Origin of the sequence: Lutibacter sp. Hel_I_33_5 (assembly GCF_007827455.1) — a bacterium.
GTDB lineage: Bacteria > Bacteroidota > Bacteroidia > Flavobacteriales > Flavobacteriaceae > Polaribacter.
In genome coordinates, this window is sequence record NZ_VISM01000001.1 from 1135664 (window position 1) to 1153054 (window position 17391).

Here is a 17391-nt window from a genome sequence, read left to right on the forward strand (position 1 = left end):
TTATACCAAAAAACGTTTATGCCAACTAAGATTTGCTGGCACTTCCCATTTGGTTTCTAACTCTTCTTTAGTATTTATCATATTATTAAACACAATGGTTTCTGATGTAATTTTTTTATCTTTTGCAAACTGCTGAAATTCAAATAGTTTTACAATATTAACAAAATCACCATCTTTAAAAGAAACGTTCATCTTATCCATTAAATCTAATTGAAATTCTTTTTCTAATTCTTGTACAAAACGCACAGATGCATCAATGGAACAGCCAGAAACGTTATTAAAACCTTCATCAACCGCTAACACTAAAAACTGATTATATTTTATAGTAAACGATCCTTTTAAATCATCTCCATGACGTGTCCATTTATCTATAAACAATAACGCTTTCGCACTAATATATTCTACTTCTTCGATACTAAATTCTCTATTGGATTGATAAATCCAAACTCTAGAATTATTAGGTAAGCTTTTAAATTCTGTAAACATTTATCTTAAATTAAACTTCTGCTGAAGTGCTTGTAATTTATCTTCATCGGACATTGACTTTTTAGGTGCAGACATTCTAGCTTTAATTTCTTTTAATACTTTTTTAGTGTACAATGGAAAATCTGCATTCTGAATCCAAGCATTATAACCAGGGTTTTCTTTCAACACATCTTCAACCGTTCTTCCTTTATATTTTCCAAAAGAAAAGATTTCCTGATCTTCTTCATTCATTAAAATAAAACCAGCAAAATCTGCTCTTTTTCCATGTGTAGAATACTCACTTAACGCATCTACAGAGTCACCTATATCGTCGTATTTATCTAACTGAGCTAACAAAATTTCGTAGGTTGCATTGGTATCAGCTTCTGCTCCATGCGCGCCTTCTAATTCTTTTCCACAATAAAATTGATATCCAGCTCCTAAAGTTCTCTGTTCTTTTTTATGAAAAATCACCTGAACATCTATCGCTTTTCTGTCTTTCATATCAAAATCTATCCCAGCACGCATTAATTCTTCTGCAAGTAACGGAATATCAAATCTGTTAGAATTAAATCCTGCTAAATCGCAACCGGCAATCATCTCATTAATTTGAGATGCTAATTCTTTAAATGTAGGTTCTGTAACAACTTGTTCATTTGTTATTCCGTGAATATCCGAAGCTTCTTTTGGAATTTCTATTTCTGGATTTACTAACCAAGTTTTACTTTCTTTATTTCCGTTTGGTAATACTTTTAAAATAGCAATTTCTACAACTCTATCTTTAGCAATATTAATTCCAGTTGTTTCTAAATCGAAGAATACAATGGGTTTTGTTAAGTTTAGTTTCATTTTTTAAGTTAAAAGGAAAAAGGTTATTGGTGAAAGTACTTTCTACTTTTACCCAAAAACATTAACCTAATTTATTCATTATTTAATTGATCTTTAAATTCATTAATTTTATCTAAATCTTTTTTAGCTAAAATTGGTTCTTTAAAGTTATATTTTTTTAATTCAGTATGCATAATGTCAGCAACAATTAATCGCGCAGTAGGTTTATCATCTGCTGGTACAACAAACCAAGGTGCATAATCTGTAGAAGTTCTGTTTAGTAAATCTTCATAACAATCTTGATATTGACCCCATAATTTACGCTCTTTTAGATCTCCAGAAGAAAACTTCCAATTCTTTTCAGGAATATTTAACCTACGTAACAATCTGTTTTTTTGTTCATCTTTAGATAGGTTTAAAAAGAACTTTAGAATTAAAGTTCCATTTGAAGCAATATGCTGTTCAAATTCATTAATTCTTTTCATTCTATCATGGTAAAAAGCGTCGTTTAAATCGTCTAAACTTTTTACTGTCGGAATATTTTCACCAAAAATATATCCTGGATGAACTCGTGTTACCAATACATTTTCATAATGCGTTCTATTAAAAACCCCCACCTTACCTTTTGCAGGCAAAGCAATATAATGACGCCATAAAAAATCGTGTTTTAATTCTAATTCTGTAGGAACTTTGAAACTGTGTACTTCTACACCGCGCGCATTAAACTGTTTAAAAACTTCACGAATTAAACTATCTTTTCCAGAAGTATCCATTCCTTGCAAGCAAATTAACGCGCTGTATTTACCTTCGGCATACATCGTGTCTTGCAACTTACTTAGTTTTTTTCTAACTTTTTTTAGTTTTTTTTCTGCATCTTCTATTACTTCTTTTGTAATTGAGTTTTGTAAACTAATTTTTGAAGAAACTTTATACTTTTCTATATCCATCATCACACTTTTAATAAAAACTAAATATAAGGAAAATACTGATTAATACTATTGATTTTCTCTTGGGTTTCATCAATAATTATTATTATTTTTTCAACAATATGCTGATCCTTTTTTAGACTTTTATTAAAATTTATTTTAGTAATGAAAACTGTAATTATTCAAGGTAGTTCAAAAAGTGATGGAAACACAAGTAAAGTAATTAACTATTTGAACAATAAAAATCAATTTGATGTAATCGATTTGAAAATCAAAAATATTGGTCCGTTTGATTATGATTTCTCAAATTCAGATGATGACTTTTTACCGCTAATTGAAGAAATCATTAATAAGTATGACACTATTATTCTAGCAACACCTGTTTACTGGTATAGCATGAGTGGAATTTTAAAAAACTTTTTAGATCGTTTTTCTGACTTATTAGATTACAAAAAAGAACTAGGTAGAAAATTACGAGGTAAAAACTTAGCAATGATTAGCAATTCTGGAGATAACGATTTAAAAAATGGTTTTACAATGCCATTTATTGAAAGTGCAAATTATTTAGGCATGAATTATCTAGGCGATACACACGCTTGGTTTATAAATGATGAAATTGCTTCAGATGCAAAAAAATTGATGGATGATTTTATGAAGAAATTTTAGTTTGCTACTCAGAGAAATAATATCGAACTTCGTAAACTGAATTAATTAGGAATTAAATTCGTTTTTTTTCATGCCTAAAAAAGGAAAAGCAAAAAACACTATTAACAAAGCAAAACACACTAAGTTAATGCAACAAAAAATTAACAAGGTAAAATTAGAAAAACAACGAAATAAAGAACGCTTAAAAGCAATTATTAAAAAAGTAAACGACACTAAAAAGGAACAATAATGAAACTATCAGAAATAAAAGAATTTTTACAAAATTTAGAAACTATTGCTTTTGAATTACCTGATGGAAGTTTAGCCCCGTCTCATTTCCATGTAACAGAAGTTGGTAAAATAACGAAGAATTTTATTGATTGTGGTGGTACCGTAAGAAATGAAGAAGTGATTAATTTTCAGCTTTGGAATAAAGATGATTATAATCACAGACTACATCCAGAAAAGTTAATCCATATTATAGAATTATCTGAAAAGGTTTTACAACTCGAAGATTTAGAAATTGAAGTTGAATACCAGGGAGATACTATTGGTAAATATGGCTTAGATTTTAATGGTAAAAACTTTATTTTAGTAAATAAAGCAACTGCTTGTTTAGCAGAAGAATTATGCGTTATTCCAGAAAAAAAGAAAATTCAATTATCGGCTATCAGTGCAAGTCCTTCTTGCGATCCTAAAAGTGGTTGTTGTTAATAATTACTTACTAGCAAATAATTTTATATCATTTTCTGACACTTCTTTTTCTCCTAAAATAATTAGTCGTTCTACAACATTACGCAGCTCTCTAATATTACCAGTCCAATCATAATCTTGCAATAACTTTACTGCATTTTTAGAGAATAATTTTGTTGGAGTTCCTTGTTCTTGAGAAATTTTATTTGCAAAAAACTCTATTAATAAAGGAATATCATCACGTCGTTCATTAAGAGCAGGAACTTTAATTAAAATTACTGCCAATCTATGATATAAATCTTCTCTAAATCTTCCTTCAGCAATTTCCTTTTTTAAATCTTTATTAGTGGCAGCAACAACACGAACATTTACTTTAATGTCTTTATCTGAACCAACTCTTTGAATTTTATTCTCTTGTAATGCACGTAATACTTTTGCCTGTGCAGATAAACTCATATCTCCTATTTCATCTAAGAAAATGGTTCCGCCATTTGCTGCTTCAAATTTCCCAGCTCTGTCTTTAATTTGCACCTGTAAAACTTCCTTTTACATGTCCAAATAACTCGCTTTCTATTAATTCAGAAGGAATTGCAGCACAATTAACTTCAATCATAGAGCCTTTAGAACGCTCAGATTTTTCATGTAACCAATGCGCTACTAATTCTTTTCCTGTTCCGTTTGGACCCGTAATTAAAACCCTAGCATCTGTAGCCGCAACTTTTTCAATGATTTCTTTGATGTGAGAAATTTCTTTACTCTTACCAATCATTTCATAGTTCTTGCTAACTTTCTTTTTAAGGCGTTTGTTTTCTACAACCAACTCCTTTCTATCTAATGCATTTCTTACAGTATTTAATAAACGGTTTAAATCTGGCGGTTTCGATATATAATCAAAAGCTCCTAAACGCATTGTATTCACGGCTGTATCTAAATCACCATGACCAGAAATCATTACCATTGGCACTTCTGGTTTTATTTTTTTTGCTTTTTCTAACACCTCTACACCATCCATTTTTGGCATTTTAATATCACATAATACCAAATCGTAATCCTTGTCTTTTATCATTTCAATACCAGCCAAACCATCTTCTGCTTCTTCTACCTGATAGCTATCATTTTCTTCTGAAATAATCTTTTTTAAGACTCTTCTAATCGCTGCTTCGTCTTCAATTATTAGTATTTTACTCATATTTTAATTCTAAAGTTAAAAGTCTAAAAAATAAATTTTTATAGACTTTGGATTTTTTGCCTTTCGACTTTAATCCAAATTATCCATTATAACGCATCCATTTCCATAGATCTTTATAGGTTGGTTTTTTACCGTACATTAATATTCCTACTCGGTAAATTTTTGCTGCCATCCAAACCATAAACACAAATGTAACCAATAATAATGCCATAGATATTGAAAGTTCTACCCAAGAAACGCCAAATGGAACACGCATTAACATTACAATCGGACTTGTAAACGGAATATAAGAAAATATGGTTGAAATTGGTCCATGTGGATCATTAATAACCGTTGCAAAACCAACATAAACACCTAAAATTAAAGGCAACATTATTGGCATCATAAATTGTTGTGTATCTGTTTCATTATCAACCGCTGCTCCTACTGCTGCAAAAAGTGAGCTGTACAACATATAACCGCCTAAAAAGTAAAAAATGAATAATAAAAACATTTTCAATAACGGCAATCTAAACACTTCTTGTAAAATCATTTCTCCTTTTCCTACTGCCGCCTCTTGTATTGCTGCAGCTTGTTCTGGAGAAACTTTTGCCGATTGCATTTCCATCATATTTACACCAAAAATTGAAGATGCAATTAAACTAAATATGAAGAATAAGATTCCCCAAATAAAGAATTGTAATAAACCCGCCGAAGCATTTCCAATAATTTTACCTAACATTAATTGAAAGGGTTTTACTGATGAAACTATGACTTCAATAATTCTACTCGTTTTTTCTTCAATTACACTTCGCATTACTGATGTCCCGTAAATCATAACAAACATCATTAAAAGATATCCAGAAATTGCACCAACACCAATCTTTAATCCGTTAATTAGTTTCGATGATTTTTCTCCTGAAAAATTAAACATTTTAATATCTGAAGAAATTTTTGATGCTTTTATTTTAGCTAAATCAATACCGAAATTATTTAATTTTTCATTCCGAAGTGTTTTTTCAATTTTACCTTCTAAGCTCCCTATAACAATCATGCTTGGTGTATCTTTTGAGTAAAACTCAATAGATTTTGCTAAGGTTTCTAAACTATCTATTTTAGGTATATATAAGGCTCCGTAATAATTACCTTCCTCAACTTTCTTCTTAGTTTCTTCAATTCCTAACGCTGTATAATCCTGATAATTTATCGTTTTAGAATCTTTAAAAACATCTTTAGAAAACAATCCAGAATTATCAACATATACTATTTTCTTAACCTTTTCATCATTCTTTTTCATTAAGAAAAAAACCAAGAAACCCATACCAATCATAATCAACGGACTTAAAAAAGTCATGATGATAAATGATTTATTTCTAACCTTTGCAATAAACTCGCGTTGGATAATTAATTTTAACTTACTCATCTCTTAACTGTTTTTATTTACTGCCTGAATAAAAATATCGTTTGCACTTGGCACAATTTCTACAAAATGTTTTACCTCTCCATTATTATTTAAAAACGATAACAAATCATTTGAAGAATCACCTTCATTTAATTTCACATTCAACGTAAGACCGTCACTCAGTAATTTAAAATCTGCCTTAGAAGTTGTAAACTTTTCTTTTAACTTACTTTCAACTTCTTTAGGATTTGTAGTATTTAATCCAACTTGAAAGGTATTCGTTCTAAACGCCCTTTTTATATCATCTAATTTACCGTCTAAAATTTTATTAGATTTATTGATAAGTGCAATTTCATCACACATTTCTTCTACAGATTCCATTCTATGGGTAGAAAAAATTATAGTTGCTCCTTCATCACGCAATTGCAAAATTTCTTTAGCAATTAACTGTGCATTTATGGGATCGAAACCAGAAAAAGGCTCATCAAAAATTAATAATTTAGGTTGATGCAACACTGTTACAATGAATTGCACTTTCTGCGCCATTCCTTTAGAAAGTTCTTCAATTTTCTTTCCCCACCATGCGGTTATATCAAATTTTTCGAACCAATATTTCAATCTCTTTTTAGCTTCCGATTTTGACAATCCTTTTAATTGAGCTAAATATAATGCCTGCTCACCAACTTTCATCGATTTGTACAAACCGCGTTCTTCGGGTAAATACCCAATAGTTTCTACATGATGTGGAGCTAAAGGCTCACCATCTAAAACTATAGAACCACTATCTGGCAAGGTAATCTGATTTATAATTCTAATCAACGATGTTTTTCCAGCTCCATTTGGCCCTAATAATCCAAAAACACTTCCTTTCGGAATATTTATAGACACATTATTTAATGCTGTAAAATCACCGTACCGTTTTACTACATTATTAATTTCTAATAAATTACTCATTAATTTTTTGATTGATTAATTACTGATTAAAAAACCTGCAAAACAAACTTACATATTTTTCAACTGATTAGTAGTTGATTCTATAGGAATGTTACAGCTTATTTTATCAAAATTTACTATGCATGCATAATTTTTTTTACAATTTACTATGCATGCATAGTATTTTTTTATATCTTTGACATTCATGGAGAAAAATAAATCTATAGATCATCAATTAAGAGCTACTTGGCAAGCTGTTGCAAAAATGTATAATGAGCAGGCAGCTAAACATGACAGTACAATGGCAACTGCTTTTGTTATGTTAAATATTGATTTAGAGAACGGTACTCCTTCAACTGCATTAGGACCATTAATGGGAATGGAACCTACTAGTCTTTCTAGAATTTTAAAAAACATGGAAGATAAAGGAGCAATTTGTAGAGAGAAAAACCCGAAAGATGGTAGAGGTGTCATTATAAAACTTACAGAATACGGTAAAGAAATGCGTGAAGTTTCTAAAGGACACGTTATCCAATTTAATGATAAAATAAGAGAACATGTAAATGAGGAAGAACTCAATATATTTTTTAAAGTAACCTCAACAATTAATAAATTAATTACAGATAAAGAAATTTACGATAGTGTAAATGAAGCTGTTTAATCAAATAGAAACAAATGACTAGAAGAATTAAAAAAGTTGCAATTATTGGTTCCGGAATTATGGGAAGCGGAATTGCATGTCATTTTGCTAATATTGGCGTAGACGTTTTATTATTGGACATTGTACCAAGAGAATTAAACGATAAAGAAAAAGCAAAAGGATTAACGCTAGAAGATAAAGTTGTAAGAAATCGTTTAGTAAATGATGCTTTAACCGCTTCATTAAAATCTAAACCTTCACCAATTTACAATCAAAAATTTGCAAGTAGAATTACAACAGGTAATTTAGATGATGATATTGCAAAAGTTTCTGATGTAGATTGGATTATGGAAGTTGTTGTTGAACGTCTAGATATAAAGAAAATAGTTTTTGAAAAACTAGAAAAACACAGAACTCCGGGCACAATTATTTCTTCAAACACTTCTGGTATTCCTATCAAGTTTATGAATGAAGGGAGAAGTGAAGATTTTCAGCAACATTTTGCGGTAACTCACTTTTTTAATCCACCTAGATATTTAAAATTATTTGAAGTTGTTCCTGGACCAGATTGTAAACAAGAAGTTACTGATTTCTTAATGGAATACGGTTCTAAATTTTTAGGAAAAACTTCAGTTTTAGCAAAAGATACACCAGCTTTTATTGGTAATAGAATTGGAATTTTCGGGATTCAATCTTTATTTCATCAAGTAAAAGAATTAGGATTAACTATAGAAGAAGTTGATAAATTAACAGGTCCAGTAATTGGACGTCCAAAATCTGCAACCTTTAGAACGGTTGACGTAGTTGGTTTAGACACTTTAGTACATGTTGCAAATGGTATTTATGAGAATTGTCCAGATGATGAAGCTCATGAGCTATTTAAACTTCCAGAATTCATCAATACAATGATGGAAAACAAATGGTTAGGAAGTAAAACAAAACAAGGTTTTTATAAAAAAACTGTAAATGCAGAAGGTAAAAAAGAAATATTATCATTAGACCTAAATACCTTAGAATATAGATCAAAAAAACGAGCGAAATTTGCAACTTTAGAATTAACAAAAACAATTGACAAACCTATTGACAGGTTTAAAGTATTGGTTAATGGTAAAGACAAAGCAGGGGAATTTTACAGGAAAAACTTCTCAGCAATGTTTACGTATGTAGCAAACAGAATTCCAGAAATTTCAGACGAATTATACAAAGTAGATGATGCAATGAAAGCAGGTTTCGGTTGGGAAAATGGTCCTTTCGAAATTTGGGATGCTGTCGGTATAGAAAAAGGTATTCAATTAATGAAAGCAGAAGGTAAAGAACCTGCTGCTTGGGTAACTGAAATGGTTGCAAAAGGAGAAACCTCTTTTTATACCATTAAAGAGGGTGCTACTTATTTTTATGATATTAATGAGAAGAAACAAGTTAAAAAACCTGGTCAAGATGCATTTATCATCTTAGACAATATTAGAAAATCTAATGAAGTTTTCAAAAACTCTGGGGTAGTTATTGAAGATTTAGGAGACGGAATATTAAACTGTGAATTTCAATCTAAAATGAATACCATTGGTGGTGATGTTTTAGTTGGAGTTAATAAAGCAATTGATATTGCAGAAAAAGATTTCCAAGGATTAATAATTGGTAACCAAGCAGCAAATTTCTCTGTAGGTGCTAATATTGGAATGATCTTTATGATGGCTGCAGAGCAAGAATATGACGAATTAAATGCAGCTATTAAATATTTTCAAGATTCTATGATGCGTATGCGTTATTCATCAATCCCAACAATTTCTGCTCCACATGGAATGGCTTTAGGCGGTGGTTGTGAAATCTCTTTACACGCTGATAAAATCGTTGCAGCTGCAGAAACCTATATGGGGTTAGTAGAGTTTGGTGTTGGTGTAATTCCTGGCGGTGGTGGTTCTAAAGAAATGGCATTAAGAGCATCCGACTTATTCAATAAAGGCGATGTTCAATTAAACGTTTTACAAGAACATTTCTTAACCATTGGGATGGCAAAAGTATCAACATCGGCTTACGAAGCATTTGACCTTAATTTAATGCAAAAAGGAAAAGATGTTGTTGTTGTAAATAAAGAACGTCAAATTGCAATTGCTAAAAAACATGCATTGCTAATGGCAGAATCTGGATATACTCAGCCTGCAAAACGTAAAGATGTTTTAGTATTAGGAAAACAAGCATTAGGAATGTTCTTAGTTGGAACAGACTCTATGAATGCTAGTAAATATATTTCAGAACACGATCAGAAAATTGCAAACAAATTAGCCTATGTAATGGCAGGTGGAGATTTATCTGAACCTACCAGAGTATCAGAGCAATATTTATTAGATATTGAACGTGAAGCATTCTTAAGTTTATGTACAGAACGTAAAACTTTAGAAAGAATTCAGCACATGTTAAAAACTGGAAAACCATTACGCAATTAAAATTGTGAGTGATTAGTTGTAAGTTTTTAGTGATTTGTAAAACACTAAAAAAGTACTAACAACTAAAAACTAAGCACTAAAAACTAGATATTATGAAAACAGCATATATAGTAAAAGGATACAGAACAGCAGTTGGTAAAGCACCAAAAGGATTGTTCAGATTTAAAAGAGCTGATGAATTGGCAGCAGAAACCATCGAGTATATGATGAAGGAATTGCCAGATTTTGACAAAAAACGTATCGACGATGTTATCGTTGGTAATGCAATGCCTGAAGGATCACAAGGTTTAAACATGGCGCGATTAATTTCTTTAATGGGATTAAAAATTGAAGATGTACCAGGTGTAACTGTAAATCGCTTTTGTTCTTCAGGATTAGAAACTATTGGTATGGCAGTTGCAAAAATTCAGTCAGGAATGGCAGAATGCATTATTGCTGGAGGAGCAGAAAGTATGAGTTCTGTACCAATGACTGGTTTTAAACCCGAATTAAATTATGATGTAGTAAATTCTGGTCATGAAGATTATTATTGGGGTATGGGAAATACTGCAGAAGCAGTTGCAAATGAATTTAATATCTCCAGAGAAGATCAAGATGAATTTGCACTAAACTCGCATTTAAAAGCTTTAAAAGCACAATCAGAAGATCGTTTTCAGTCTCAAATTGCTCCAATAGAAGTTGAGCAAACCTATATTGGTGCGAACGGAAAAAAAGCAACAAAAAAATATACAGTAAATAAAGATGAAGGACCAAGAAAAGGTTCTAACATAGCTGGTTTAGCAAGATTGCGCCCAGTATTTGCAGCAAACGGAAGTGTTACCGCTGGTAACTCTTCACAAATGAGTGATGGTGCAGCTTTTGTTATGGTAATGAGTGAAGACATGGTTAAAGAATTAAACCTCGAGCCAATCGCAAGAATGGCAAGTTATGCTGCTGCTGGTGTTCCACCTAGAATTATGGGAATTGGCCCAGTAGCTGCTATCCCTAAAGCATTAAAACAAGCTGGTTTACAACAAAACGATATTGGCTTAATAGAATTAAATGAAGCATTTGCTTCACAATCTTTAGCAGTAATTAGAGAATTAGGCTTAAATCCAGACATTATTAATGTTAATGGAGGAGCAATTGCTTTAGGACATCCATTAGGATGTACAGGAGGAAAATTATCTGTTCAATTATTTGATGAAATGCGTAAACGTGACATGAAAAACAAATATGGAATGGTAACTATGTGTGTTGGTACAGGACAAGGTGCAGCAGGTATATTTGAATTTTTAAATTAAGAAAAAGGTATAAAAATATAATACAATGAGCGAATTATTAAGAGGTGGTCAATTTTTAGTGAAAGAAACTAAATGCGAAGATGTTTTTACTCCAGAAGATTTTTCTGAAGAACAAAATATGATGAAAGAAGCAGTAATGGAGTTTAACGACCGTGAGATTATTGCACACAGAGAACGTTTTGAAGCTAAAGATTATGCACTTACAGAGGAAGTAATGAAAAAGGCTGGAGAACTTGGTTTCTTAGGCGTTGCAGTTCCGGAAGCTTATAACGGACTTGGAATGGGATTTGTTTCAACTTTACTTACCTGTGATTATATTTCTAGTGGTACAGGTTCTTTTAGTACTGCTTTTGGAGCTCATACTGGTATTGGTACAATGCCAATTACTTTATATGGTAATGAAGAACAAAAACAAAAATATGTTCCAAAATTAGCAACTGGTGAATGGATGGGCGCATATTGTTTAACTGAACCTGGTGCAGGATCTGATGCAAATTCTGGTAAAACTACTGCCGAATTATCTTCAGATGGAAAAACATATAAAATTAACGGACAAAAAATGTGGATTTCAAATGCAGGTTTTTGTAACATAATGATTGTTTTTGCTCGTATTGAAGATGATAAAAATATTACTGGTTTTATTGTTGAATATGATAAAGCAAACCCTAACGGAGTCACTTTAGGTGAAGAAGAACATAAATTAGGAATTAGAGCATCTTCTACTAGGCAAGTATTTTTTAATGATACTGTTGTGCCTGTAGAAAACATGTTATCAACTCGTGGAAATGGGTTTAAAATTGCCATGAACGCGTTAAATGTTGGACGAATAAAATTAGCAGGAGCATGTTTAGATTCTCAAAGAAGAATTCTTACATATGCAGTAAAATACGCAAACGAGCGTAAACAATTTAAAACACCAATATCTGATTTTGGAGCTATTAAAGTGAAGTTAGCCGAGATGACAACTAATGCCTATGTTGGTGAATCTGCAACCTATAGGGCTGCAAAAAACATTGAAGATAGAATTGCAATTAGAGAAGCAGATGGAAACTCTCATCAAGAAGCAGAATTGAAAGGTGTAGAAGAGTATGCAATCGAATGTTCAATTTTAAAAGTGGCTGTTTCTGAAGATGTACAAGCTTGTGCTGATGAAGGAATTCAAATTTTTGGAGGAATGGGATTCTCGGAAGAAACTCCTATGGAATCAGCATGGAGAGATGCAAGAATTGCAAGAATTTATGAAGGAACTAATGAAATTAACAGAATGCTTTCTGTAGGTATGTTGGTAAAGAAAGCCATGAAGGGTCATGTAGATTTATTAGGACCTGCTACGGCAGTTGCCAATGAATTATTAGGAATTCCTTCTTTTGATACGCCTGATTATTCAGAATTATTTTCTGAAGAAAAGCAAATTATTAATAAATTAAAGAAAACTTTTTTAATGGTTGCTGGCGCTGCCGTTCAAAAATATGGACCAGATTTAGAAGATCATCAACAATTATTAATTGCCGCTTCAGATATATTAATAGAGATTTATATGGCTGAATCTGCAATTTTACGTACAGAGAAAAATGCAAAACGTTTTGGCGAAGAAGCTCAATCTGTACAAATTGCAATGTCTAAATTATATCTATATCACGCAGTTGATATTATTGAAGAAAAAGGAAAAGAAAGTATCATTTCTTTTGCTGAAGGTGATGAACAAAGAATGATGTTAATGGGCTTAAAGCGTTTTACAAAATATGCTAATTATCCAGATATTGTAGATTTACGTAACGAAATAGCAGAAAAAGTAAAGGCAGAAAATAAGTACTGTTTTTAAAAATATTTAAAACTTCTTTAACTTTAGTAGGTTTTAGAATTTAGTTGTTTGTTTAACCATCTCTTTCTTAGAGGTGGTTTTTTAGTTTAATTAAACTAATATTATTAATAAGAAAAACACACTCCAATTCATTTAATATCAATACTTTTGCACGCAATTTTAAAATCATTTATATGAAACGTATTAAAGAATACAAAAAACTTTTTAATGTAGAAGGAGCTATTAATTTGAAAGAATTAAAGAAGACATATAGAGGATTGGTAAAAGAATGGCATCCAGATAAATTTACAGAAGAAGATAAAAAAGAAGAGGCAGAAATTGTAAGTACTAAAATTATTGATGGATATCACTTTTTAGTGAGTATTGCTCCAGAAACAAAAGCTGCAAATTTAGAAGCTTATAAAAAAACAATTACCGAATTTCAAGTAGCAGATTGGCATCATAAAAGTATGTTAATGGAAGTTACATTTACAGATGGAAATACATATGAATACTTTGGTGTTAGCAAAATCCTTTTTGGGAAATTTGTAAACGCTCGCTCAATGAATAATTTTGGGAAAAGAAATATTTTTAATTCTTTTATCTACAGAAAATCAATGAAGGCATCGGTTGTAGCTTAATAAGATATCATTGTTGAAGGCAGTAATCAAAAATTAATTATTTGTTTAAAACTACTTCTTATTCTAAGTAGTTTTTCTATCTACAAAATACCTAATTATAGGTATATTAAGTTGTCATTAGCTTTGTAATTTTATTTAAAAATATAAGTTATGGCACTAACACTAAAACAATTTAAATCTGAACAAATACAAATTTCAGAAACAAGGTTAACCCAAGAATCTTTTCCTAATTATTTAAAAATAGTTTCAGAAGGAGATTCTTGGTTTGATTATACTATTGTAAAAGATACCATCGATTACTTAATAAAGATGGGTTATGCAATTAGAAATCATGCAAAAGGAGGTGATACCTTAGAGAACATGTTATATGGTTCTAAATTTAAAATTAGAAATAATAATGTCATTAACCAAGGATCAAGATCTTTAGAGCAAACATTAAATTCTATAAACGAGCTAAACTCTAGATTTTTTCTTTTTAGTGGTGGCGGGAATGATATTGTGGGTGGAGAAATTATTGGATATTTAAATCATAAAGGTTCTAATCCAAGTTCATTAGTAAATGATTATATTTTTAATGAAAAATTAAAAAGAATGAAAAATTCTCTTAAGTATTTAATTTCAAAAGTATCTGATTCAAATCCTGAATGTGAAATTTTAATGCATGGTTATGATTTTCCAAAAATAAATGGTAAAGGCTATAGATTTGCTTGGATAAATATTGTTGGACCGTGGATTCTTCCTGCAATGGGACAAAAGGGTATTACATTAAAATCTGAACAAAAAAGTGTAATTAAACATTTTATTGATGGATTTAACAATATGCTTATCGAATTAGATAATGAATATCCTAAATTTCATCACATTGAACTTAGAAATATATTTAAAAATGATAATGAATGGCACAATGAAATTCATTTGAAAAATTCTGGATATAGAACTATAGCAAAGAAATATCATGAAAAAATAACTGAACTTTTAGGCTATAATCCTTTAGAACAAATAAATATGTAAATAAAAAAGAGATTACATTTCTGTAATCTCTTTTTTATATTATTTTTTTTTAGAAAACTATTCTAAAGCGCCTAGATAACGTTCTGCATCTAAGGCAGCCATACAACCAGTTCCTGCAGCAGTAACAGCTTGTCTATACTCTTTATCTTGAATATCTCCAGCAGCAAAAACACCAGGTAAATTTGTTTTTGTTGACTTTCCTTTTGTTATTAAATACCCAACATCATCCATATCTAAAATTCCTTTAAACAAATCTGAATTTGGTTTATGACCAATTGCAATAAATACACCAGTTACAGCAATATCTTGCTTTTCTTTTGTTTGATTATTGACTATTCTTACCCCATCAACAACATTATCACCAATTACCTCATCTAATTCTGTATTATATAATACCTCAATATTTTCAGTTTTATTAACACGATGTTGCATTGCTTTAGAAGCTCTCATGTAATCTTTTCTTACCAAAACAGTTACTTTATTACAGATATTTGCAAGATACGTTGCCTCTTCCGCAGCAGTATCACCAGCTCCAACAACAATAACATCTTGTCCTTTATAAAAGAAACCATCACAAGTTGCACATGCAGAAACACCTCCGCCAATTAAACGTTGCTCACTTTCTAAGCCTAAATATTTTGCAGTAGCTCCAGTACAAATAATTATAGTTTCCGCCTCAATTTCTTTAGTTTCATCAACTACAACTTTATGAATCCCTCCTACTTTATCACTCAAATCTACTTTTGTAACCATTCCAAAACGAACTTCGGTTCCAAAACGCTCCGCTTGTTTTTGTAAATCGGTCATCATAGCTGTACCATCCGTTCCATTTGGATAACCAGGATAATTATCAACTTCTGTTGTAGTTGTTAATTGACCTCCCATTTGCATACCTGTATACATTATTGGCTTCATATCTGCTCTAGCTGCATAAATAGCTGCGGTATAACCTGCTGGTCCAGAACCAATAATTAAACACTTAATTTTTTCTATATTTTCTGACATTGTTTCTTATAAAATGTATTAATCTAGTCTTTTAAAAACGATTACAAATGTAATTTTTTTTGACTTCTGATTAATTTATTGTGAATATCTTTTGACAATTAGACGATAAAGAAAAATAATCCTATCAAAAGGTACTATTTAATTTAAAAGATAATATATTTGCAGCGATATTTTCGGGGTGTAGCGTAGCCCGGTCATCGCGCCTCGTTTGGGACGAGGAGGTCGCAGGTTCGAATCCTGCCACCCCGACTTATTTTACCGAATATATCCACCGTTATTTTAACAAAAATTTCTGTTTAATTTAAAAGAATTAATTTTTTTTTTAACTTTTACGTTGTATATTACCCGCAATATTATATTAATAGAATTATATGGATTTAATTGAGAAGGCGCTAGAATTTGAAAACAGAAAATTTAAGTTTCCCACAACCAGTGATAGGATCTTAGCCGCTAGAGAAGCGAAAGAACTTATCCTTAGTTTAAATGAAGTTTACAAAGAAAATAAGAGCAGCGAAATCATGGATGTTATGAAACGCTTAACTGTTATTAAACAACGAATTGAAAAACGTTTAAAAGGGAAACCATTAACTTCCTAATATTTTAGCATACGAAATTTATCAATTTTGATAAAACAATGAAAGCCTACAAAATTTTGTAGGCTTTTTTAGTGACCAAATTTGTTTGTTAAATTGTTATACTAAACATATATTTGTTTTCATAAAATACGGGATGTAGCTTAGTCCGGTTAAAGTGCTGGTCTGGGGGACCAGAGATCGGAGGTTCGAATCCTCTCATCCCGACTTTTAAAATTTATCTTTTTTAAAAAAATTAACCTCACGAATTCTCTAAATATTTAGTAAATTCGTTTCTAAATTACAAATAATTTAATCTTCAATATAGTATGCTAATCATAGGTATTACTGGTGGAACTGGAAGCGGAAAAACTACTGTAGTAAATAAAATCGCAGCGCAGTTCCCAAAAGATGAGGTTTGTGTTATTTCACAAGATTCTTACTATAAAGCTACAGATGATTTATCATATGAAGAAAGAGTGAAAATTAATTTTGACCATCCAAATTCAATAGATTTTGATTTATTAATTGATCATTTAAATCAACTTAAAAAAGGAGAAACTATCAATCAACCAGTATATTCTTTTGTTACTCACAATAGAACAAAAGACACTATAAAAACACATCCTAGAAAAGTTGTAATTATTGAAGGGATACTAATTTTAAATAGTGAAGATTTACGCGATTTATGTGATATTAAAATCTTTGTTCATGCAGATGCAGACGAGCGTTTGATAAGAAGAATTAGAAGAGATATTAATGAAAGAGCTAGAGATATAGATGAAGTTTTAAGTAGATATCAAGATACTTTAAAACCAATGCATGATCAATATATTGAACCTACAAAAAACTTTGCAGATATCATTATACCTAATAATCAACATAATAATGTAGCGATAGATATTGTAAGATCAGTAATAAATGAACGTTTGTAATT

Annotated in this window: 17 protein-coding genes, 2 tRNA genes and 1 pseudogene; 13 read left to right on the forward strand and 7 right to left on the reverse strand. The window is 30.8% G+C overall.

Annotation, left to right across the window (positions count from 1 at the left end; all coding sequences use genetic code 11):
* From OD91_RS04905 to OD91_RS04915, 3 genes are all read right to left on the reverse strand, one after another.
* Complete coding sequence (locus OD91_RS04905) at positions 1-486, reverse strand: ABC transporter ATPase (protein ID WP_144895272.1); 486 nt, start codon at positions 484-486, stop codon at positions 1-3.
* Positions 487-1314, reverse strand: a complete 828-nt coding sequence (locus tag OD91_RS04910; protein WP_144895273.1) for a 3'-5' exonuclease — start codon at positions 1312-1314, stop codon at positions 487-489.
* 71 nt (positions 1315-1385) lie between these two features.
* The gene (locus OD91_RS04915) at positions 1386-2240 is read right to left on the reverse strand and encodes a PPK2 family polyphosphate kinase (RefSeq protein WP_370511740.1); all 855 of its coding nucleotides are present in this window, start codon (positions 2238-2240) and stop codon (positions 1386-1388) included.
* Between the two features lie 144 nt (positions 2241-2384).
* On the opposite strand from OD91_RS04915, the gene OD91_RS04920 reads away from it, so the two are divergent.
* From OD91_RS04920 to OD91_RS04925, 3 genes are all read left to right on the forward strand, one after another.
* Positions 2385-2885, forward strand: a complete 501-nt coding sequence (locus OD91_RS04920; protein WP_144895275.1) for a flavodoxin family protein — start codon at positions 2385-2387, stop codon at positions 2883-2885.
* A 70-nt stretch (positions 2886-2955) separates the two neighbouring features.
* The gene (locus OD91_RS13475) at positions 2956-3114 is read left to right on the forward strand and encodes a hypothetical protein (RefSeq protein WP_186434407.1); all 159 of its coding nucleotides are present in this window, start codon (positions 2956-2958) and stop codon (positions 3112-3114) included.
* Positions 3114-3578 carry a DUF6428 family protein gene (locus OD91_RS04925; RefSeq protein ID WP_144895276.1) on the forward strand — a complete coding sequence of 155 codons (465 nt, stop codon included), beginning with the start codon at positions 3114-3116 and terminating at the stop codon, positions 3576-3578. The genes OD91_RS13475 and OD91_RS04925 overlap by 1 nt, the downstream gene beginning before the upstream one ends.
* Positions 3579-3581: 3 nt before the next feature.
* Here OD91_RS04925 and OD91_RS04930 read toward each other — a convergent pair.
* The 3 genes and pseudogenes from OD91_RS04930 to OD91_RS04940 all read right to left on the reverse strand — a co-directional run bounded on the left by OD91_RS04930 (position 3582) and on the right by OD91_RS04940 (position 7081).
* Positions 3582-4746, reverse strand: a pseudogene (locus OD91_RS04930) (sigma-54-dependent transcriptional regulator).
* A gap of 79 nt (positions 4747-4825) precedes the next feature.
* Positions 4826-6148, reverse strand: a complete 1323-nt coding sequence (locus OD91_RS04935) for an ABC transporter permease (RefSeq protein WP_144895277.1) — start codon at positions 6146-6148, stop codon at positions 4826-4828.
* 3 nt (positions 6149-6151) lie between these two features.
* Positions 6152-7081, reverse strand: coding sequence for an ABC transporter ATP-binding protein (locus OD91_RS04940; protein ID WP_144895278.1), 930 nt, complete (start codon positions 7079-7081; stop codon positions 6152-6154).
* A 184-nt stretch (positions 7082-7265) separates the two neighbouring features.
* Between OD91_RS04940 and OD91_RS04945 the strand changes: the two genes are divergently transcribed.
* From OD91_RS04945 to OD91_RS04970, 6 genes are all read left to right on the forward strand, one after another.
* Positions 7266-7721, forward strand: a complete 456-nt coding sequence (locus OD91_RS04945; protein ID WP_144895279.1) for a MarR family winged helix-turn-helix transcriptional regulator — start codon at positions 7266-7268, stop codon at positions 7719-7721.
* Between the two features lie 14 nt (positions 7722-7735).
* Positions 7736-10141 carry a 3-hydroxyacyl-CoA dehydrogenase/enoyl-CoA hydratase family protein gene (locus tag OD91_RS04950; protein WP_144895280.1) on the forward strand — a complete coding sequence of 802 codons (2406 nt, stop codon included), beginning with the start codon at positions 7736-7738 and terminating at the stop codon, positions 10139-10141.
* A gap of 92 nt (positions 10142-10233) precedes the next feature.
* Positions 10234-11424: an acetyl-CoA C-acyltransferase gene (locus OD91_RS04955; protein ID WP_144895281.1), complete on the forward strand. Its 1191-nt coding sequence runs from the start codon at positions 10234-10236 to the stop codon at positions 11422-11424.
* A 25-nt stretch (positions 11425-11449) separates the two neighbouring features.
* A complete protein-coding gene (locus OD91_RS04960; protein WP_144895282.1) occupies positions 11450-13246 on the forward strand; it encodes an acyl-CoA dehydrogenase family protein in 1797 nt (598 codons plus the stop codon).
* Between the two features lie 173 nt (positions 13247-13419).
* Entirely contained in the window at positions 13420-13866 is a 447-nt protein-coding gene (locus OD91_RS04965) for a KTSC domain-containing protein (RefSeq protein ID WP_144895283.1), read from the forward strand.
* 150 nt (positions 13867-14016) lie between these two features.
* The gene (locus OD91_RS04970) at positions 14017-14877 is read left to right on the forward strand and encodes a hypothetical protein (protein WP_144895284.1); all 861 of its coding nucleotides are present in this window, start codon (positions 14017-14019) and stop codon (positions 14875-14877) included.
* Between the two features lie 57 nt (positions 14878-14934).
* Here OD91_RS04970 and trxB read toward each other — a convergent pair whose 3' ends face one another.
* Entirely contained in the window at positions 14935-15882 is a 948-nt protein-coding gene (gene trxB / locus OD91_RS04975; RefSeq protein ID WP_144895285.1) for a thioredoxin-disulfide reductase, read from the reverse strand.
* A gap of 174 nt (positions 15883-16056) precedes the next feature.
* Between trxB and OD91_RS04980 the strand changes: the two genes are divergently transcribed.
* The 4 genes from OD91_RS04980 to udk all read left to right on the forward strand — a co-directional run bounded on the left by OD91_RS04980 (position 16057) and on the right by udk (position 17389).
* Positions 16057-16131 (forward strand) — tRNA-Pro (locus OD91_RS04980).
* A gap of 122 nt (positions 16132-16253) precedes the next feature.
* On the forward strand, positions 16254-16478 hold the full coding sequence (locus OD91_RS04985) for a hypothetical protein (RefSeq protein ID WP_144895286.1): 225 nt from the start codon (positions 16254-16256) through the stop codon (positions 16476-16478).
* 129 nt (positions 16479-16607) lie between these two features.
* Positions 16608-16682, forward strand: a tRNA-Pro gene (locus tag OD91_RS04990).
* 101 nt (positions 16683-16783) lie between these two features.
* On the forward strand, positions 16784-17389 hold the full coding sequence (gene udk / locus OD91_RS04995; RefSeq protein ID WP_144895287.1) for a uridine kinase: 606 nt from the start codon (positions 16784-16786) through the stop codon (positions 17387-17389).
* Positions 17390-17391 lie beyond the last annotated feature (2 nt).